Source organism: Candidatus Pseudomonas adelgestsugas, assembly GCF_004124255.1.
Taxonomy (GTDB): Bacteria; Pseudomonadota; Gammaproteobacteria; order Pseudomonadales; family Pseudomonadaceae; genus Aquipseudomonas; species Aquipseudomonas adelgestsugas.
This window is the reverse complement of sequence record NZ_CP026512.1, coordinates 15,018-36,873: the sequence shown is the minus strand read 5'-3', so window position 1 is coordinate 36,873 and position 21,856 is coordinate 15,018. Positions and strand designations below refer to the sequence as shown.

The 21,856-nt window shown below is 39.3% G+C and carries 8 protein-coding genes; 5 read left to right on the top strand and 3 right to left on the bottom strand.

Going from position 1 to position 21,856, the window contains the following annotated elements:
• Positions 1-87 precede the first annotated feature (87 nt).
• Both C3B55_RS00100 and C3B55_RS00095 read left to right on the top strand, forming a co-directional pair.
• Positions 88-1,428 (top strand): hemolysin family protein, encoded by a 1,341-nt coding sequence (locus C3B55_RS00100; protein ID WP_129210362.1) that lies wholly within the window; start codon positions 88-90, stop codon positions 1,426-1,428.
• Between the two features lie 3,669 nt (positions 1,429-5,097).
• Positions 5,098-6,537: an alanine/glycine:cation symporter family protein gene (locus C3B55_RS00095; protein ID WP_129210360.1), complete on the top strand. Its 1,440-nt coding sequence runs from the start codon at positions 5,098-5,100 to the stop codon at positions 6,535-6,537.
• 3,339 nt (positions 6,538-9,876) lie between these two features.
• On the opposite strand, the gene oadA is transcribed toward C3B55_RS00095, so the two are convergent.
• Together oadA and C3B55_RS00085 are read right to left on the bottom strand one after the other, a co-directional pair.
• Positions 9,877-11,688 (bottom strand): sodium-extruding oxaloacetate decarboxylase subunit alpha, encoded by a 1,812-nt coding sequence (gene oadA, locus C3B55_RS00090; protein WP_129210358.1) that lies wholly within the window; start codon positions 11,686-11,688, stop codon positions 9,877-9,879.
• 11 nt (positions 11,689-11,699) lie between these two features.
• Positions 11,700-13,115 (bottom strand): acetyl-CoA carboxylase biotin carboxylase subunit, encoded by a 1,416-nt coding sequence (locus tag C3B55_RS00085; protein WP_129210356.1) that lies wholly within the window; start codon positions 13,113-13,115, stop codon positions 11,700-11,702.
• 14 nt (positions 13,116-13,129) lie between these two features.
• Between C3B55_RS00085 and C3B55_RS04530 the strand changes: the two genes are divergently transcribed.
• The 3 genes from C3B55_RS04530 (at position 13,130) to C3B55_RS00075 (ending at position 17,953) form a co-directional block, all read left to right on the top strand.
• Positions 13,130-13,276 carry a hypothetical protein gene (locus C3B55_RS04530; RefSeq protein WP_157978038.1) on the top strand — a complete coding sequence of 49 codons (147 nt, stop codon included), beginning with the start codon at positions 13,130-13,132 and terminating at the stop codon, positions 13,274-13,276.
• A 1,426-nt stretch (positions 13,277-14,702) separates the two neighbouring features.
• The gene (gene uvrD, locus C3B55_RS00080; RefSeq protein ID WP_129210354.1) at positions 14,703-16,886 is read left to right on the top strand and encodes a DNA helicase II; all 2,184 of its coding nucleotides are present in this window, start codon (positions 14,703-14,705) and stop codon (positions 16,884-16,886) included.
• Between the two features lie 212 nt (positions 16,887-17,098).
• Complete coding sequence (locus tag C3B55_RS00075) at positions 17,099-17,953, top strand: Tim44 domain-containing protein (RefSeq protein WP_129210353.1); 855 nt, start codon at positions 17,099-17,101, stop codon at positions 17,951-17,953.
• Between the two features lie 1,713 nt (positions 17,954-19,666).
• Here C3B55_RS00075 and glmS read toward each other — a convergent pair.
• A complete protein-coding gene (gene glmS, locus C3B55_RS00070; RefSeq protein ID WP_129210352.1) occupies positions 19,667-21,499 on the bottom strand; it encodes a glutamine--fructose-6-phosphate transaminase (isomerizing) in 1,833 nt (610 codons plus the stop codon).
• Between the last annotated feature and the right edge of the window lie 357 nt (positions 21,500-21,856).

The following is a 21,856-nucleotide window of genomic DNA, read 5'->3' as shown; positions in this document are numbered from 1 at the left end:
AGTAAGCCGCTACATTTTGCTTAGCCTGCCAGGCAGATGCCTACTTTAATCTCTTATTGAATACATGGAACCTGTAACCTAACCCTCATGGACCCTTCTAACAATATTACCTTCGCTACACTATTTACTAACTTCGGTATGATTCAGTTTACACTGATCCTAGTATTGCTCAATGGTTTCTTCGTTGCAGCGGAATTTGCCATAGTTAAATTACGCGCTACCCAGGTAGAGGCAATTGCCCATAAAAACGGCTGGCGCGGGCAGATTCTACGCACTGTACATAATGAGCTAGACGCGTACTTATCAGCTTGCCAGTTGGGTATTACCCTCGCCTCGTTAGGCTTAGGATGGATTGGTGAGCCAGTTTTTGCGCATATTCTTGAATCATTGCTAGACACTTTGGGAGCACAATCACCTAAAGTAATCAAAGGCATCTCGTTCTTTGCTGCCTTCTTTATAATTTCATATTTACATATCGTGGTCGGTGAGTTAGCTCCTAAATCCTGGGCAATTCGTAAACCAGAACTACTATCGTTATGGACGGCGGTGCCGTTATATCTGTTCTACTGGGCTATGTATCCGGCGATCTACCTACTTAATGCTAGCGCTAACACAATTTTACGTATCGCTGGCCAAGGCGAGCCTAGGCCTCACTACGAACACCATTATAGCCGTGAAGAGCTTAAGCTTATTCTACATTCTAGCCGTGGCCAGGATCCTAGCGATCAAGGAATGCGTGTACTAGCCTCTGCAGTGGAAATGGGCGAGCTAGAAGTTGTAGACTGGGCTAACTCACGCGTAGACCTAATCACTTTAGACTTCAACGCCCCACTTAAGGAAACCCTAGCACTGTTCCGCCGTCATAAATTTAGCCGCTACCCGCTATATGATACAGATCGTAACGAGTTTGTAGGCCTGCTACACATTAAAGATCTGCTACTAGAATTAGCAGCTCTAGACCACATCCCCGAGTCGTTTAACCTTGCAGAACTGACACGCCCACTAGAGCGTGTATCACGGCATATGCTATTATCAAAATTATTAGAACAATTTCAAAAAGGAGGTTCTCACTTCGCCCTAGTAGAGGAAGCTGATGGTAAAGTTATCGGCTATCTCACCATGGAAGACGTGTTAGAAGTACTGGTTGGCGATATTCAGGACGAACACCGTAAGGCCGAACGTGGTATTCTGGCCTACCAACCTGGAAAGCTACTTGTGCGCGGCGACACGCCGCTATTCAAGTTAGAGCGTTTGCTTGGTATAAACCTAGACCACATCGAAGCTGAAACACTAGCAGGTTTAATCTATGACACCATGAAACGGGTACCAGAAGAAGAAGAGGTGCTGGAAATTGAAAGCTTACGGATCATTATCAAGAAGATGAAGGGACCAAAGATCATATTAGCTAAGGTCCTCCTATTTAATTAAATAGGTATGCAGCTAGCAGAAACAAATATTAACACCACATTAATGTATACAACAGACAAATTGATCAATGCTCACAATAAAAACTTATTAGTTTTGCCATTTATGAAATCACTAAGCTAGTTACTTGGCTATTGCTTAACAGCTTTTAGCTGTGTAATGTTTACATTACACCTTATCCTATAGTATGTTCTAATGGACTGCAAGGTATGAGGTTACCTTACATAACAAAGATTATAGCTTATAAATAGATTTCAAGCAGTTAATGCATGGCATTATACAAAAACTCCTATAACTATATACTATAAAGTTAATGCTTAGGATCATATCCTATGGCAGAATACACAGTAACTTACTAGTTACTTTAATATCTATTTAACTTAATATTAACATATACTCACTGTACAAGCAATCTGTTAGCGCATACATACAGCTATTAAGTTACAGCTCAGGTTGTATTAAAATTAATATGTATTAATTAGGTAAACATTGTCATAGTGGTAGTAGCAGAGAGATTGTAAGCAGCTGAATGGATACCATAGCCATTGCTTACATAGTATTTCTAGTACTGTTAGCGGTAGACGCACAATTTTCTTTCTAAACTTAAACCAAAAACATCATCTGCATCTAAATGCAGATGATGTTTACAATTGTCTAGCAAATATTAGAAAGTAACTACATCAGTGTTTATATTTAATATCATTAATAGCATATTGCTATAACTATATGCGTCCGATACCATAGCATGCGCGTTACATATTACTTAGTCTTGATGATTGGCTACTTAATTACATGCCATCAGTCAAAATATTAAAATTGACAAGATAGACTACTGGTGCATTTTCACCTAGGTTTCCGCTAATAGCTTTCTAAGCTAAATTTAAATCAATCTAAAACTGTAACCCACTACTGAATGAGAATGCACATATTCTCCTGGCTATCCATAAACGTATTAACTAAATACCTAAACATAACTGAGCATTGCTACTAATAATTGGCAGCGCCATATTTAGTGGATTAGTTAAGACTCAACATTGATAATAATTTCTAGTTATTCTACCTACAATACTAAGGTATTCGATGAAATAATTGATGACAGATAGTGCGATATCATTATGTATTAAGATGGTGAATATACTGAATTATGTAGTAAGTTAGCACTAAGCATAAGCATTAATACCACATAAAGCGCATCTATTGCATAGTCCAAGCATGATTGGCATCATTTACTTTTAACGTACCAGTAACTTATAGATACTTGTCACTATTATTTAGCGTCAAATATTATTTGAGATAACGCATTAATATTAATTAATTAGGCAGCGCGGATGTAAGCATTAGATACAACACTAGGCAAAACAGCATACTACGACCTTTAGCCTCCGTCTCTACAAATATTTAGTGCAATACAATGCAGATAAGTCGTACCGTTCAATGGTAGATGTCAAATCTTAGTTGACTACAATACCGTCCAATAAAGCCATTGATTTGCTTAGTGCTCAGTTTATCAGCAGAAAGCTTCTAGTGATACTAGGAAATATATGATTGATCTCAGGCATGTCATTAAACTCTTTCTAGTAAGTAAGCAGCACTAGATCAAGTCGATTAGTTTCTAGCAATGCCTAAGTGTAAGATAAATGGCTAGCGCAAAAATATGCATAGCATGATAAGCTTAGCAAATACATATAGTCTATATTTTTTATACTATATGCATATACACTTATACAGCAAAATTTATTGCTTAAAGTATTTCTTATTTTCAGTAAAAAGTGGATTACTAGCAACACGATAACGCCAAGATTAGCATATTGATAAAATTTACGTTTTGACTAATTTAGTAAAAGATGCTAAAAATCGAACCATCATAATATGAACCACTATGAAAACCTATAATATTTAGCAGATTATTCATATATAGCCAATACTGTCCTCATTCGACTTAAGGACCCGAAGCTTCTAGCCTCCATTAGTAATTCTAATGAAAACATGAATACCTGGTCCTTTTGTGCTAGATCATAAAACCTTACCATAGCTATATGATGCAATAATGAAGCCCACCACACTCATAGCATTATCACTGATAAGTTGGTTATAGGGTCTAACAGGAAACCTGGCCATTCATGGGTGGGCCAATTAAACTGAATTCACTTGATGTATTCGGTAACCTAGCGCTAGGAGTTCTACAAAGCGCATTCTAGTTTTATTGGTTTCCAATAACTTTAGCACTATTGCACAGACGCAGTTCATTTTATACGAGTGTGGTAGGGCTTTGCTAAAAGCTAATACTGGTTATAATTACTAACCTCTGCCATGGATATATTAAAAATATCACTGCCTTGAAGTGTTTTGCTGACTACGAATAAAATTCAGTTTTGTCATAATATGTAAGCTTGGTGGTGTGCAAGATCTTAGCGCTGCTGTTACAGCCAGCAATAGACGCAGCGTTAATATGCTGCTGTCAATGACTGCTCAGGTCTTCCAGTCATTGACTATCGACGTTTATGTTACTGGTCAGTTTTTAACAAAATTTGATCTAAAAAGCATAAAAATTTTACGCAACTAGTATTCACAGTATTTCAACTAAACTATATATCCATAGCGAAATTATTGCTATCATAAAATAGCTACATAATTACGTACAAAAACAATCTACTTTAAACGTTAACAAATATTTACTAGAATATAATTACAGCATTTAACCATTGCAAGCGATAGAAAATTTCTATATTTTTAGTGTGCTAACTTAGCATTAGTAAAAATCAGTAATTAGCATAGCAACGGCCTCGGCAAGCAACTAATACTTTTAACAAAGATCTGCATGAACTTACCGAGCTAAGCGCACTATAATTAGTGCTTGCTTATACTCATCTGATCTGCGACTATCGCTATGAAGAATGTACAGAAAACTTAATTTAAGTCACTGCAAACATCTCAACTAAGATAAACGCCAATTAAGCTCTTGCCAAGTTTACGCTATAAACGCATAGGCAATTATAAGCGCAAAGACCACAGTACACCTTGTATACGAACAAGGTCGTCAGTTTAACCTTACGATACATTTTAGTATACCGCAGTATAACTATAAACGCAATACTTCGGCATAACATCGTAGGCATTACTACTAGCTAAATACGCTGCTAAAGGCCGATAAAATATTCTATACGTCTAGTTAATGCACTAAGTTCATAAATTAGCTATAAAAACGCTACTCATATTAAACGTGTCACTATCTAGGCTAACGAAGCGCTATACTTGACTGGTATCCTGTACACTAAAACTGTGATCACCACTGAAGTTTAAATGTTTTTTACATAACCGATGCAATTAATTTACTAGACACTTTACACTATGTATACCACCTAAAGTTTATTGTTGGTTTGTTTTGCCTCAAGCTCGTAAAATGACACTAATAGAAATTAAATATCTATCCTACACAGCATTCGTAATAGATTTGACTAGAATTTTTAATCGCCATATGCAGACAGATCTTAATCGCCTAAATATACAACCTACTTCCGTAGGTAGCTACTCACAACGCGAAAACGCATAAATAACGATGCATCCAAAAAAAGATTTAGGGGTAGTGGTTGAGCATCGTATAGCATTTAATTTTATATGATGCCTGAGACTGCCTTGCATTTATTTTTAGAAAAAATCAGCGAGGAATATTCCATGCTCGAAGTCATTAATAATTTCCTCTCAGGTAAAGTACTGATCGTGCTTATTATTGGGCTCGGTAGCTATTTCACAATATGTTCACGTTTCGTTCAATTACGTCACTTTTTTCACATGTTTTCAGTCTTTCGTAGGAGCCTTAAGAGCAGCGCCGGCCAAATTACTTCTTTCCAAGCGCTCATGCTTAGTCTAGCTGGCCGCGTCGGTGCTGGTAATATCTCTGGTGTTGGCATTGCCGTGACACTGGGTGGTCCAGGTGCTGTGTTTTGGATGTGGGTTACCGCATTAATTGGCATGTCTTCAAGTTTTATCGAGTGTTCCCTCGGCCAGCTATACAAACGTACCGATGCTAAAGGTGCTTACCATGGTGGCCCGGCTTACTATATCCAGCACGGCCTGCAGAAACGCTGGCTAGGTATGGTTATGGCATTTCTGTTACTGGTAACTTTTGGTTTTGCCTTTAACGGCCTACAAGCCCATGCCGTGACTCACTCACTAAACAATGCTTTTAGCCTCGACACTACCTACACTGGTTTTACGCTAGCTGTATTGTTGGGTTTAGTATTCATCGGTGGACTTAAGCGTATTGCATGGATCGCTGATCTACTGGTACCACTCAAGACTGTAGCTTACATTTCCGTAACCATATACGTAATCGTTCTACAATTCGATCACGTGCCGACTATGATGGCGACTATAGTCAAAAGTGCTTTTGGCCTTGACCAAGCTTTCAGTGGCTTGGTTGGCAGTACGATAATCATAGGTGTGAAACGCGGTGTATTCGCTAATGAGGCAGGTTTAGGTAGTGTACCTAACGTAGCAGCAGTGGCCTCGGTGCAGCACCCAATCAACCAAGGTTTAATCCAAGCGTTCAGTGTATTTCTTGACACTTTTGTAATATGCACCTGTACTGCATTACTAATCCTGCTATCCGGTTTCTACACCCCAGGATTTGAAGGAGACGGCATTGCGCTGACCCAAAACTCTCTGGCAGCAGTAGTCGGTGAGTGGGGGCGCATGTTTGTCTCGGTAGCCCTAGCGTTGTTTGTGTTCACCTCAATCATATACAATTACTATCTAGGCGAAAGCAATCTATGCTTCCTAGTAGGAAATAACCATAAAATACTGATAAGCTACCGAGGAATAGTGCTGGCATTAATTTTCTGGGGCTCAATCGAGAATTTAAGCACTGTGTTCGCTTTCGCTGACATCACCATGACTATAGTAGCATTCGTTAACCTATTTGCATTAGCGTTCTTATTCAAGATAGCTGTACGTATCCTAAATGACTACGATAACCAGCGTGCTGCTGGTATCAAAACTCCAATGTTTGATTCAAGCCAGTTTCCAGATCTAGATCTTGATCGCAATGCCTGGCCAGCTTACACTGTAAAACCAGACGTTACCGCCTCATTACAATTACATGCTCAAACTTAACGCTAAGCGTAATCAACCTAAATCGATGGTACTCTCTCTGGACTTAAGTATGCTCTCAATGCAGTAGTATTTTTTCTGGATATTGTGTGTAATAAGCTAACACAGTCATTGTGTTTTTTTACCAGCGGCATATTCGACATAAAAGACAACACCCATAATATGATGCTTGAGTGAAGCTATGAAGAACGCGTGCATAACTAACCTACTTCAGTACAAACGCCCACGTAAAACTTCTGGGAAATATCGCTACTAACTGACAATATCAATATAATATATTGACTTGACTATTTCACAGTTCAGTCAAACAATTCAATGCGCCAGCTAAAACAACTCTCAGCCATTAGCGCTAAAAGTGCTTTAGCAGCGGCATTAAACTGATTGCGCATTTTGATTAAACCACGTCCACCGAATTAGATATAAAATAGCACTAATCACTCGGATAGCTAACCACTCATGCAGTAAAACTGCAGTATGAGCGAATGTGTTACATTAATCACTATAAAAATTAATACCATAATCTAAATATTAGTCATAATATTATTATGATTGACATCATTATTCTGAGAACCAGTTAACGGATATATGATCGCCACAAAATTTATTCTCAACCACTCAAGTAAAATCTTGACTAAGTAAGCGGTATTAGCAGTACCAATACAGTGATTTGAGGGCGAACCATTTCGTACTTCATAGCTGGCCCTACCGAGCCAATATTGCATACTTACCAGTATGTATACGGACATTAATAAAACTATATTAACAATAAATAAGATCTCATTAATATGAAATATTTCATATTAATTGTGATATACATAAAAATGTGTGGAATACTGATCACTACAAGCGCACACGATTACACTATAGAATGTATGTTATTTGATGGCTACTATTATAGACTCCATGCAGATCAAAAAAACAGTATACCTAATACGCAATTAGTCCTGATCCGATTAATAATAAAAAATATTTTTTATTTAGCAAAAAAACTATGTAGGCAAAATAGCAATCGCAGTGCTGATGGGTAAAGATAAAGAGGAGTCAGTCATCTTTACTAACTAACTATTCAGCATGTATAAAAACATAACTCTATACTGCTAAAAAATAATTACCAAAGTATAACACTAGATAATATAGAATACATCTATTATCTTGAAAATATTTGAGATAACGACCTTTGGTCTGGTATAGGCTTACATTACCAATGCTTATTGGCAACAAATTTGTGCAACTGGATAATAGTTTAATTTTACTCGTAAAGTTATAATACTTACTAACACACTAATCCAAGCAGCATAAATATTACTAACGTTGCAATAAACACAATTGGTTATAAAGCCACAATTAACGAGCAGCAACTACCGCTAAAGCCGCAACTATCGTGTCAACTAAACACACTAATTACTCAGCAGACAAGCAAGTTATCTTAATTAAATATATAGCACTTGTAACTCAATGTCTATACAGATCACACTTGCCCAATAAGATCGCCGGTATATGTAAAAAACTTTGAATAGTTAGCCGCTAATCCATGTCTGCTGTATTGATTTGCAATAAACTTACCTTGACACAATATTAATCTTTAGGTAATCTATTTGAGTACCATCGCACAATCTATAAATCTTCATATTTATTACTGACATAACCATGGAATACGATGCAAGGTAAACACAAGAGAAATATATAGTTTACATATTTAATTAAACCAGACTTACTGTAAGTCAATAAAAAACCAAATAACTATAAATAAACAAATATTTAATGATACTTATATTGATAGATCAAGCAAAACCGCTAACCATTTATTAGTATTTAACACTAAAAGCTACTGGATAACGCTTAAGTATATTAGCCAAATGCTGTTTAACATTGCATTGCTTTTATAGTCTTACATTACAAACACAGCAGTTTGGATCTAATATGTGTTTGATCAAGTGCACGCCCTTACCAAGGGCTACTTAGATTAATATAAGTAGCCGAACGTAATAGTTCGGATTAGCTGATATTATTGCTACAATACAAGCCTCTTAATCACTCTGCACGTCACAAGTTTCAGTCATTGTGATGACCGCATCACGTACTAAAGATAATACCATGCCGCAAGAAAAAAATAGCTAACGATAAAAATGTCATCGTTAAAGATAATATTAATTGTTCTTCACAATAACTAACACTAAAACACTGAATATTTTTACACATAAATAGCGCATTTAATCGCAAACCGAGTGAACTAATTGTTCCTGTAGACGGCTTTTAAAATCGCAAATCTTAAAGAGCTGCAAACCATAAACGCATATTGACCAGGCGCATAATTAGATTGTGTACCTCAATAAAATTACAATACACAACATTATTGTGTTTTAAATATAGAACAACTGTAAAGCGCTAAATTGTAACAAGTTAATTTATCTATGTTGGATATGTAACACTAGGTAAATCATTAGAATCAAACAGCTTACTGCTAACCTGAAAACGCTAAATGAAACTAGCGCATAGATTACAACTCAGTTATATGAATTTTGAAGGCTTTCCAGTCTTTTAACTAAAATCGTTTATCTATTAACAGTGCATATTTAGCAACATCAAGGCACGCAGCATATTTAAATGTGTAAATTTCAGTCATACTTAATCAAATAAAAATTAGGCTAAACACTTTAGATGCACAAAACTAGGAACACGTAAACAGATTATTGATGTAAATCTAAATATAATTTAGTATCTATAATACGTGTAATATGAATTATGTTATTATAAATATAATACCTGGTAAACGCAGAACAAATCCGCAACAGCAAGAGCGTAGGCAAACAAACAGCATCGCTTACCGTAAATCTTATATCTAGTTACCGCAGTTTATAGCTTGTAATAGACTGTTAACAACGTTAACGGCATTAGTAAAATATAACACTGAATTGCAAATACTAGATTAGTATCTAGACTTTCAGTGGCAAGGTTTAATGCTAATCAAACAAGCTTAATCTGTAAGCAGCAAAAACATCGCGTTTCTATACATAAGATCTAATAGCTAGCTTTACTGTTACAGTCGACAGGCATGCTAAACCAAAAAATGATGTGTTTTACGTTTATACTTATCTTTATACTCGGCATCAAGCAAAAAATTAATAACCTACTTTACTGACCAGTTACGCATCATTGATGCCAAACAGACTATAAACTCATTTAACTAAATGATCAACAACCTGAAAACTTTAATCACATAATAAATATATACTAACTTCCGTTTTTATTAGCTGCAAACACAATACGTTTGCTATACGTAGCATTTTCTGCATGATAAATAAATACTTTATCCAGCAAAATTTAAATAACAGCATTGAATGCTTAGTTTCCTTCGATCTCAATTAGAATTTCATCAGGCTTTACCCGGTCTCCCTTGACTACATGAACAGCGGTAACTTTACCGGCAATCAATGCATGCACTTCAGATTCCATCTTCATAGCTTCGGTAATCAATACTGTCTGGCCAGCTTTAACTACATCGCTTTGCTTGACTAGCACATCAACGATGTTACCAGGCATTGCCGTGCTCACATGGCCAGGCTCAGTAGCATGCTTACGCTTACTGCTGACGCTGCTAATAAACTCATTAAGCGGCTCAAACACCACTTCTTCCGGCATACCGTCTATAGATAAATAAAAGTGACGCTTGCCTTCGGCTTTTAGACCTACACCGGTAATATCTACACGGTAACTTGCACCATGTACATTGACGATAAACTCGGTCTGGAATCCTTCGCGATTATCACGTAATATACCACCAACTTGAGAGATAGGTAACAACACTTCAGGTTTTAAGGTACCGGCGTTACGTTCTGCAAGAAACGTGCGACCAATGTCTGAAAACATAGCGTATGTCAATACATCTTCTTCAGATTTAGCTAATGCACCGATTTCATCGCGTAACCTTGTCATTTCTAGCTTTAGCAGGTCAGCCTGGTGATATTTACTCACCTCTTCATTGCCAATAGCCTGTTGACGCAGTTTTTTATTTACAGCACCAGGCGATTTGCCATAGCTACCTTGTAGATATAGTTTTACTTCATTGGTAATGGTTTTATAGCGCTCGCCAGCTAGCACGTTAAAGAACGCCTGGGCACCAATGATCTGCGAGGTCGGCGTCACTAACGGAGGAAAACCAAGATCTTCACGGACACGCGGAATTTCAGCCAACACTTCGCTCATGCAATTGATGGCGCCCTGCTCTTTTAACTGGTTAGCCAGGTTAGAAACCATTCCACCAGGTACCTGATTAACCTGAACACGAGTATCTACAGCGGTAAATTCACTTTCGAACTGGTGGTATTTTTTGCGTATAGCATAAAAATATAGGCCGATTTCTTGAAGAAGTTTTAGGTCGAGGCCAGTATCAAATTCGGTGCCTTTAAGGGCGGCAACCATGGATTCTGTGCCTGGGTGGCTGGCGCCCCAAGCAAAGCTAGAAATAGCAGTATCAATGTGATCAACACCATTTTCAATAGCCTTAAGCTGACACATCGCTGCTAAGCCAGCAGTGTCATGCGAATGAATAAAGATTGGCAGGCTTTGCTTGGTTTTTAATGCTTTAACCAGTTTACCGGTAATGTACGGCGTAAGCAAACCGGCCATATCTTTGATCACGACTGAATCACAACCAATTGCTTCCATTTGCTTCGCCTGAGCCACAAATACATCAATGGTATGCACGGGACTAGTAGTATAAGCAATAGTGCCTTGAGCATGCTTACCGGCAGCCTTGACTGCTTCAACGGCTACCTGCAGATTACGCACATCATTCATAGCATCGAAAATACGAAACAAGTCGATACCATTCACAGCAGCCTTAGCGACGAAGGCTCTGACCACATCGTCGCTGTAGTGACGGTAACCAAGTAAGTTCTGGCCACGTAGCAGCATTTGAAGACGAGTGTTAGGTAAAGCAGCGCGTAGTTTACGTAGACGCTCCCACGGGTCTTCTTTCAAAAAACGTATACAAGCGTCAAAGGTTGCACCACCCCAGACTTCTAAGGACCAGTAGCCGACTTGATCGAGCTTACTGCAGATTGGCAGCATGTCATCAGTACGCATACGGGTTGCCAGCAGTGACTGATGAGCATCGCGCAAGACTGTGTCGGTAACGAAGATTCTCTTACTCATTCTTATATTCCTCACAAGCCTGCGTGAGCCGCAATGGCAGTAGCAATTACCAGGGCCAGCTCTTCTGGTTTGCGCTTAATCGAGTAGTTCATTAGCTCAGGGTAATCTTCTACAAAGCTAGTATTGAACTGGCCACTACGGAACTCCGGATTACGTAAGATTTCTTGGTAGTAGGCAGCAGTGGTCTTGACGCCTTGCAGGCGCATGTCATCCAGAGCACGCAAGCCACGGTTCATAGCCTCCTCCCAAGTTAAAGCCCATACTACTAGCTTTAAACATATGGAATCATAAAATGGTGGTATGGTGTAACCAGTGTAGATCGCTGTATCAATGCGAACACCTGGGCCACCTGGTGCATAGTAACGAGTAATCTTGCCAAAACTTGGCAAAAAATTGTTTGTCGGGTCTTCAGCGTTGATGCGAAACTGCAACGCAAAACCACGGTGCTGTATATCTTCCTGTATTACAGATAGCGGCAACCCTGAAGCGATGCGAATCTGTTCGCGAACAATATCGATCCCAGTGATTTCTTCGGTAATGGTGTGCTCTACCTGCACCCGAGTATTCATCTCCATAAAATACACCTCGCCATCAGCAAGCAGAAATTCCACTGTCCCGGCATTTTTATAGCTTACGGCTTTGGCTGCGCGTACAGAAAGGTCGCCAATATATGCACGCTGTTCAGGCGTAAGCTGAGGGCTTGGGGCGATTTCAATGAGCTTCTGGTGACGGCGTTGGATAGAGCAATCGCGCTCGAATAAGTGCACTACATTACCGAAACTATCACCGAGAATTTGCGCTTCGATATGCTTAGGATTGACAATACATTTTTCTAAGAATACCTGTGCTGAGCCAAACGCTTTAGTAGCTTCCGAAATAACACGAGGAAAGGCTTGTTTAAGTTCTTCATAGCTGTTGCAGCGACGGATACCGCGGCCGCCACCACCAGAGGTGGCCTTTAACATTACAGGATAACCAATACGATCGCTCTCAGTAAGAGCGTCGTCAATATCTGCAACGTTACCTTCAGTACCTGGTATAACTGGTATACCGTTCTTCATCATGCTACGGCGTGCTTCGGTTTTATCCCCCATGCGACGAATTACTTCTGCTGACGGTCCGATAAATTTTACACCTCGTTTAACACAAGCATCAGCTAATTCAGCATTTTCTGATAGGAAGCCATAGCCTGGATGTAACGCATCACAACCAGTTTCCACAGCTATATTAACCAGCTTGCGTGGATTTAGGTAACCAGCCAAAGGCTCGATACCGACGTTATGAGATTCGTCGGCACGTTTGACATGCAACGCATGGCGGTCGGCATCAGAATAGACCGCTACCGAACGGACACCCATCTCAGCACAAGCACGTATAATTCGTACAGCAATTTCACCACGGTTAGCGATCAGGATCTTTTTTATCACTTGGAAATTCCCTTGTGCCGATTGATGCGTCTTTATGGATCCTGGTCGGCGCGTTCCTTAGCTTTATCCGCAGCGAACGTGTACAAATTGCTACATTAGCTAAACGCTTCACTGGGCAGCCACAGGCACTAACACCTATAAAGAAACTTGATAGTTACTGATGCCTCAGAACAAAACAAAGAGAGCGCTTCTTGTAATGATCTGAGATTATGTAGCTGAACGCTATGCGGTACTCCTGTTTTTTTATGTTGTCTGACTGTCAAGTATCCAAATGCAAATACTAAAAGATTTAGGATAAACATAGGAGGCTAAGATTTAGCGTAACATGAATTAAAAAAATAAATAATTGTCTGGCATACATTCAATCGAAATGCTGAAATCGGCTTACTCGCAAAATATAGCTCGTCAGTCAATATTGATAATAACTGACCATTTTGCGTTCAATAGTAAACCCACTGCCACGTTGCCCCCCATATCACATTATATAGACCACTCATCGTCTTTAGGTATTTGATTGGGCTTAGTTACACAAATTGCAGGCGCATTAATCATTGTCAAATTTAACAATGCGTAAAATTTAAGTAGTGTAAATCTCGATATCTTCATGAGGAACTAGATTAACCGTGGACTACTAAGCTAACTGCATTTAGTACAGATTGATCAGTATCTACTCCGTATAAAATTATAATATTTCGCTAACAGCCTAAAATTAGGATACTATCCAGGCCAGGAAATGAATGTAGCGACTAATATTGAGCGTCCGTATAGTGCATTCACTAGGGCATGCGCTCTACAGCGTTGTTGTAGATCCTGGATCTACAACAAATTGGTTTTCTTGCCACGAAAAAGCACTTTTTAATTTTATTAAACACTCTACTGCCAGCGACTAAGCTTTTAACCCTATTACAATAACATATATAAAACTATATAGCTTACATAGCTGCGCTAGCAGGCATAATAGAATGTTAGTAAAAATTAAACCTAACAAGCAAAACCACTTATTGCATAAAAATAATCACTAAACCGAGTATAACATACGATACCAGATCAATTAAGCCTAGCGGCTAGGCATCGCCAAATCAAGCGCTACTAACTGGGTAATATTCAAACCAATCAAGGTGAATACCCAAACCAGCCAAGAGTTATCTAATAGATATTATGCGAAACTCTACAAACAGTTAGGCGTAGACCAACCCCTTACCAAATGCAAATAACGTTAGAAATAACTAAGCATTTATGTAAACTAGGCGAGCAATTAATGTGGTCGCTATCTTAACCGAGCAACATTAACGGATGACTTACTTGAGCAACTACTGAAATATAAATAAATCAATAACTCAGTTTGCCTGAAGTGTTATCAAGCAGCTTTATATATTAATGATGAGCCATGAAATGTAAATATAGCCACATATAAACAAGTTATCGTGCTAAACGGCTTCAGCTAAATAACACTCTGTTTTTAGAGTATCATCAATTATTTAGCACACAAAAATATTTACTCTGGCAGAATTGTATAGAGACGTTTTATATCGAATACTAGATATGCCGAATTTGCTAGATCTACCTTCTATACCTTAGAATGCGCCAATGCGCAATAATCTCTCTTTTTTACTAAACTCCTTAAATGATGCTCAACGTCAGGCCGTATCGCCTTCCGTGAACCGTCAATTAATCCTGGCCGGTGCTGGATCAGGTAAAACTCGAGTATTAGTGCACCGTATTGCCTGGTTAATCCAAGCCCAAAATGCAAATCCGTACTCCATCTTGTCAGTAACCTTTACCAATAAAGCCGCTGCTGAGATGCGCTACCGTATTGAGAAATTGATGGACATTAGCCTGACCGGTATGTGGGTAGGTTCTTTCCACAGTCTAGCACACCGCCTGTTGCGGGTGCATTGGCAGGAGGCCGGTCTAAGCCAAACATTCCAAATCCTCGACAACGACGACCAGCAGCATATGATTAAGCGAATGATCCACGATCTTGGCTTGAACGAACAACGTTGGCCAGTACGTCAGGCGCAGTGGTTTATTAACAGTAAAAAAGACGAAGGGCTACGCCCGCAGCATATTCAAACTAACAACGACTTATTTCTAGTTACTATGCGTAGTATTTATAAGGCCTACGAAGCTGCCTGCGTGCGTGCTAATGTGATTGATTTCTCCGAACTGCTGCTGCGTGCTCTTGATTTATGGCGCAATAACCACAGTATACTAGCCAACTACCAAAAACGCTTCCGCCACATTCTAGTAGATGAATTTCAAGATACTAACGCCGTACAGTATGCCTGGTTGCGACTACTGACAAAAGGTGGCGATAGCTTAATGGTAGTTGGCGACGACGACCAGTCGATCTATGGCTGGCGTGGCGCAAAAATTGAGAATATCTACCAGTACTTAAAGGATTTCCCAGATGCGGTTACTATCCGCCTTGAGCAAAATTATCGCTCTACAGCGAGCATCCTTAAGGCCGCCAATACCTTGATAGCCAACAATACCGGGCGCCATGGCAAAGAGCTGTGGACGGACGGAAGCGAAGGAGAAGCGATAAATCTATATGCTGCATTCAACGAGCACGATGAAGCGTACTATGTAGTTAAGACTATCAAGAATGCTCTAGAAACAGGCTTTGCGCATAAAGATATCGCGATCCTTTACCGCTCCAATGCTCAATCTAGAGTTTTAGAAGAAGCTTTGCTGCGCGAGCATATCCCATACCGCATTTATGGCGGACAGCGTTTCTTCGAAAGATCCGAAATTAAGAATTCTATGGCTTACCTGCAGTTGCTCGAAGGCCGTAACAATGATGCAGCGCTAGAGCGGGTAATTAATATACCGACACGTGGTATTGGTGAAAAGACTATTGAGGAGATTCGCAACTATGCACGACATGCTGATATATCGATGTGGCAAGCTATACGCTTACTGATCGCTAATAAAGTCTTGACAGGACGTGCATCTGGTGCTTTAGGCATATTTGTCACTCTAATCGAGAACCTAGCTACCAAATGTGCGCAAATGCCATTGCACCTAATAGCCCAGACTGTTATTGAGCAGTCTGGGCTTATCGCCTACCACGAAACAAAACAAGGTGAAAAAAATCTAGCCAGAGTAGAAAATCTTAAAGAACTAGTTAACGCCGCTCGTGCATTCACAAAAACCGAAGAAGATGAAGAGCTGACGCCGCTCGCTGCCTTCTTAGGGCATGCATCACTCGAAGCTGGTTATACTCAGGCCGATGAGCATGAAGACAGCATTCAGCTGATGACTTTGCATAGCGCCAAAGGTTTAGAATTCCCGTATGTATTTCTAGTTGGAATGGAAGAAGGCCTGTTTCCGCACAAAATAAGCCTAGAAGAACCTGGTCGCCTTGAAGAAGAACGCCGCCTGGCCTACGTTGGCATCACTAGAGCAATGCACAACCTAGTGCTGACCTACGCAAAGACTAGACGCTTATACGGTAAAGAAACTGCCAATAAGATATCACGATTCATAAATGAAGTACCGAAGAGTTTGATCCATGAAGTGCACGCGCTTAATAGAATTAAACGCCAGTTATGCTGCGTTCAGCAGCATAACTCCAGAATCATGTTTGCCGGTTCCAAGATCCCAGAAACTCCTTTTAGCCTTGGCCAACAGATCAGGCATAAAATTTTCGGTAATGGCGTAATACTTAACTTTGAAGGCGCTGGCGCGCAAGCAAGAGTACAAGTGAATTTTGCCGAAGGCAGCAAGTGGCTAATAATAGGTTACGCGAAGCTCGAAACAATATGATACAATTTTTTATACATTAAGATTAATGAATCTGCTGTTGTTTTTAACAAACATAGAGTAATATTGCAACATACTCCTCACAGAGTATTTAATTAGCTTTATGTATTCTATATACAAGTCCGAAATATTATACCGATAGACACTATCTATACAATTTGTGTAGCAGTACAGATAACTTGTTATAAAAATATATACAAATGAGAATTCTCTTGATGAAACGTTTTTTTGTTATAACAATGGCATTGTGTCTCAGTATGATGGCAAGCCTTGACGTAAATGCCAAGCGTTTCGGTGGAGGTAAAAACATAGGCTCAACACCAACCCACCAGACTAGCCAAACAACCACAGCCGCCAGCAATACTAGCGCTACAAGCGCAACTACAGGCACAACAAGTGCTTCACGCTGGCTAGGGCCACTAGCTGGTATCGCAGCTGGTGGATTGCTTGCCTCAATGCTTATGGGGGGCGGCTTCCATGGCATGCAAATCTTAGATATTCTAATCATAATGATCGTAGCCTTTGTGATCGTCCGATTGATCGCTAGCAGGCGACGTAAACAGCTGGAATATATAGCTCCAGCAGGCGCACCAAGACAGCATGAAGTATCACAACCATCGTTAGCTATGAACTCTGTTCTTGGAGATTCAGCTACATATACCACATCGGCCACTAGCCGCGCAGGTGCTTATGCACCACTCTGGTTCAACGAAAAACGCTTCCTTGAAGAAGCCTATAGCCACTTCCAGTCTCTACAACAGCACTGGGATGCCAATGAAATAGAGAAAATAGCGGAGTTTGTGACTCCACAGTTACTCGAACTTCTTAAAAGTGAACGCACTGAGATCGGCAATACCTTTCAATCTACTTATATTGAGAATCTGCATGTACAGTTAGACGGAATAGATGATCGCGCAGATAAAACTGTAGCTACTCTGACCTTTAGCGGTACCTCGAAGAACTCGCGTTTTGATCAAGGTGAAGCTTTCAGCGAAAGCTGGAATATAGAACGCATACAAGGCGACAACCAGGTCTGGCTAGTTGCCGGTATACGCCAGAATAACTTATAATGGTACAAACTCAGCAGATCACAATTAATCATTGAAGCTATCAATGATGTATCTAGCCAAATGTACGCTACTACATAGAGCTAGTAAGCAGAATAATATAGCATTAATATAAATATGCTAGACAAGCACTAATCTACCAATATAATATTGGGCTAACCTAGCCTTTAACTTTAATCAAAGATCTTACCTGCTGCAATTTATTAGCCGAAGCTATATCTGTAGCTTCGGCTAATAAATTGCAGCAATAAAATATGCAACTTATATCGTTTTAAATTTAAAGCGAAACACCAAATTTAATTCTTAATAGTTAATTAACCTATATATTATAGTAAACTAAATTTATAATTTTTTTAATATAACAGTTGATTTACAAGAACTACCAGCAGCTGATATCAGCTGCTGGTAAATAATTACAGCGGTAACCAATTCCTTCATTCATAGTCAAGAAGTTTTATGGCCATGAGTAAAATCAAAGTTATCAAAAACTGCACTACTCAATGACCACCACACTATATTCATGACTATCAATGGTTGAAGACACTTTTTATCACTGATTACTTACTCAGTGATCACATTGCAGTTATTAAACGTACTGAATATGTGCTCAGCAAACAAAAGATCACACTAAAAACATCTTCAAATTACATCTACATAAATATAACTATATTGCTAATAATAAGATTATGATCAGTATCTACAAATTTTGTACTAGCACGCTCTAGATGCATATCTGATCTATTTCTAATAACTTTAAAAAAGTTTATCTGCATTACAACAGCTAACACCTGCACTAGTTAACTATTAACACCTTAGTAAATTTTAGTAAACGATATCCAAAATATACCTGTAAGTACTACAAAAAATACTTCAAAGTTACATGGAAAATCAATTTTGATAGGCCTGTTACCTATCAGGTATAAGCTGCTATAGCAGAATTTTCAAGCGAATACAATATTTCGCAAGATCACATTGCGCTGATGAATAGACAGTGTTATATATTATATATAACACTGTCTATTCATCACTACTCGCTAATCAACTATTCAAGTTGTTAAAATAGTTCTGATGGCAACTACTCAATAAGATTAACAAGCGTATTCGCAAGCAACATTGCCATTCGCATCAGCTTTTATGTTACTGGTACCTCTTAGATTACTAAGGATTACGCATCTAAAGCTATACATGATTAGGTAATTCGCAATAGCAAGTTGCGATAGATAGACTATACCTGTGCATATTAATATGTACAGGTATATCCATATTACTCCAACAATGCACCATATATATAACTATTAGGCAAATATCTTTGCATAAGATTTATGCTAGATCGGCATCATGATTACAATCATTCTTAGTAGGCATTATCAAGTATATAACTAGATAAACTATGCAGACATTATTATTATACCTACCATATTAGCTCTCTACTACAATGGAAGAAAACCATTAATAACACACTATAAAGATATCAGAACTAGCGTAAGCTTCTACATTTTTAATCTGCACTCAACTAATTGGTTCAGTAAAACAATTACAGACTGTCTATCGTGCTTATAAGCATCACAGATTAACTTCTTATGCAAAGTTTTTTGTCGGTCGTGAGTTCTCTAGTATAGAAAACTCACGACCGAGCTTATATTGTTCTAGTGAACTACTTCCATATAGTCTAATACCTAAAACTTTAGGTAGTTTGCCACTCATAATTAACACATACTATTCCACTGTTACAGACTTCGCCAAGTTGCGTGGCTGATCAACATCGGTACCTTTGAGTACGGCAACATAGTATGATAGTAGCTGCAGTGGAATGATATATAAGATTGGCGAAAGAGTGTTATGGATATACGGCATATGAATCACGTGAGCGTCTTTGCTATTAATTAGGCCAGATTTCTCATCAGCAAATACTATTAGTTGGCCACCACGTGCGCGCACTTCCTGCAGATTAGACTTTAGCTTTTCTAGTAATTCATTATTTGGTGCAACAGTAACTACTGGCATATCTTCATCAACTAACGCTAATGGACCATGTTTTAGTTCACCAGCTGGATAGGCTGTGGCGTAGATATACGAGATTTCCTTAAGTTTTAGTGATCCCTCCATAGCTACTGGATATTGTGCACCGCGGCCTAAGAACATAGTGTGGTTTTTATCAGCAAACAGCTCAGCAACTTTTTCGATCATACTATCCATGGCTAATACTTCACTGAGGCGAGTCGGCAAACTACGCAATTCTTCTACCAAGGTAGCCTCAACACCTTCGGCTAGGGTGTCGTGCACTTGACCTAAAGATAGTGCCAGCAACAATAGACCAACAAGTTGGGTGGTAAACGCTTTGGTAGAGGCTACGCCAATTTCTCGACCAGCCCGAGTAAGCAGGGTTAAGTCAGACTCACGCACCAGTGAACTAATGCTCACATTACAAATGGCTAGACTCCCAAGGAAACCTAGATCTTTTGAGTTACGCAATGCAGCAAGTGTGTCAGCAGTTTCACCAGATTGTGAAATGGTTACAAATAGAGTGTTAGGCTGCACTACTACTTTACGATAGCGGAATTCGCTAGCAACCTCAACTTGGCATTGAATACCAGCTAGCTCTTCAAACCAGTAACGCGCAACCATACCAGCGTGATAGCTAGTGCCACAGGCAACAATCTGTATATTACGAACCTTAGCAAATAACTTGTCCGCTTGTGGTCCAAAGGCATTCACTAATACTTGATACTTGCTTAAGCGGTTGTCTAGAGTACGCTGTACTACTAATGGCTGCTCATGAATTTCTTTGAGCATAAAATAGCGAAATGCGCCTTTATTAGCAGCTTCAGCACCATTACGGTATTGCACGGCTTTACGCTCAATAGGTAGACCATGAATATTCAAAATTTGAACACTTTCACAACGAATATCAGCAATATCGCCTTCTTCTAAATATATAAAACGATTAGTGACCTGGCGCAGCGCGAGTTGATCCGAAGCAAGGAAGTTTTCTCCTAGGCCCAAGCCAATTACCAACTGACTTCCACTGCGGGCAGCAACTATGCGGTCTGACTGACTCGCACAGACTACAGCTAGCCCATAAGCACCATGCAGTTCCTTAACCGTGCTTTGAAGTGCCATAGTGAGGTCGCTAAACTCTTTAAGTTTGTAGTGTAGCAAGTGCACGATAACTTCAGTATCGGTGTCCGAAGCAAACACGTAACCGAATCCCTTAAGTTGTGTACGCAACACTTCGTGGTTTTCGATGATGCCGTTATGCACTACAGCTAAATTACTAGAGAAATGTGGATGGGCGTTACGTTTGCAAGGTGCACCATGAGTAGCCCAGCGAGTATGAGCAATACCTAGACAACCAACTAAAGGCTTAGCCAAGAGAGCCTGCTCTAGCTCGTTAACTTTGCCTGGACAGCGTACGCAATTAAGTTTACCTGAGTTAGTTAAAATTGCTACACCAGCACTATCGTAGCCACGATATGCTAAACACTTTAGACCTTCAAGTAAAATAGCAGTTACATTGCGTTTAGCGACTGCACCTATAATTCCACACATAATGTTCTCCTATGGTGATGACTGCGCATATCAGCGTAATGCCACTGGCATGGATATAGTCTCAGGCTTCAAACGATAAACAATCATCAGTAACATACAAAGTATGGAAGATATTTTATGACGATTTTAAATTTAAAACTTTAAAGACTGTTTAATATAATTTAATTATTACAATCAATTGACTAATAATAATCAAGCATCACTAAATGCAGACAAAGCAGTTCATTCATGTCAGCCGCTAAACCCACAGATGCTACCTGTTATCAACAGTAACAGCTTACGCTGTAACTGAATCAAGGCATGAACAGCATTCAGAAAAGATCAAGTTTAGTGCGAAAAATTTTTAGTAGTGCAGCA

What these genes read in the sequence shown, in the direction of transcription:
- C3B55_RS00100 (WP_129210362.1), top strand. Translation starts at nt 88, where the DNA reads ATGGACCCTTCTAACAATATTACCTTCGCTACACTATTTACTAACTTC.
- C3B55_RS00095 (WP_129210360.1), top strand. Translation starts at nt 5,098, where the DNA reads ATGCTCGAAGTCATTAATAATTTCCTCTCAGGTAAAGTACTGATCGTG.
- oadA (WP_129210358.1), bottom strand. Translation starts at nt 11,688, where the DNA reads ATGAGTAAGAGAATCTTCGTTACCGACACAGTCTTGCGCGATGCTCAT.
- uvrD (WP_129210354.1), top strand. Translation starts at nt 14,703, where the DNA reads ATGCGCAATAATCTCTCTTTTTTACTAAACTCCTTAAATGATGCTCAA.
- C3B55_RS00075 (WP_129210353.1), top strand. Translation starts at nt 17,099, where the DNA reads ATGAAACGTTTTTTTGTTATAACAATGGCATTGTGTCTCAGTATGATG.
- glmS (WP_129210352.1), bottom strand. Translation starts at nt 21,499, where the DNA reads ATGTGTGGAATTATAGGTGCAGTCGCTAAACGCAATGTAACTGCTATT.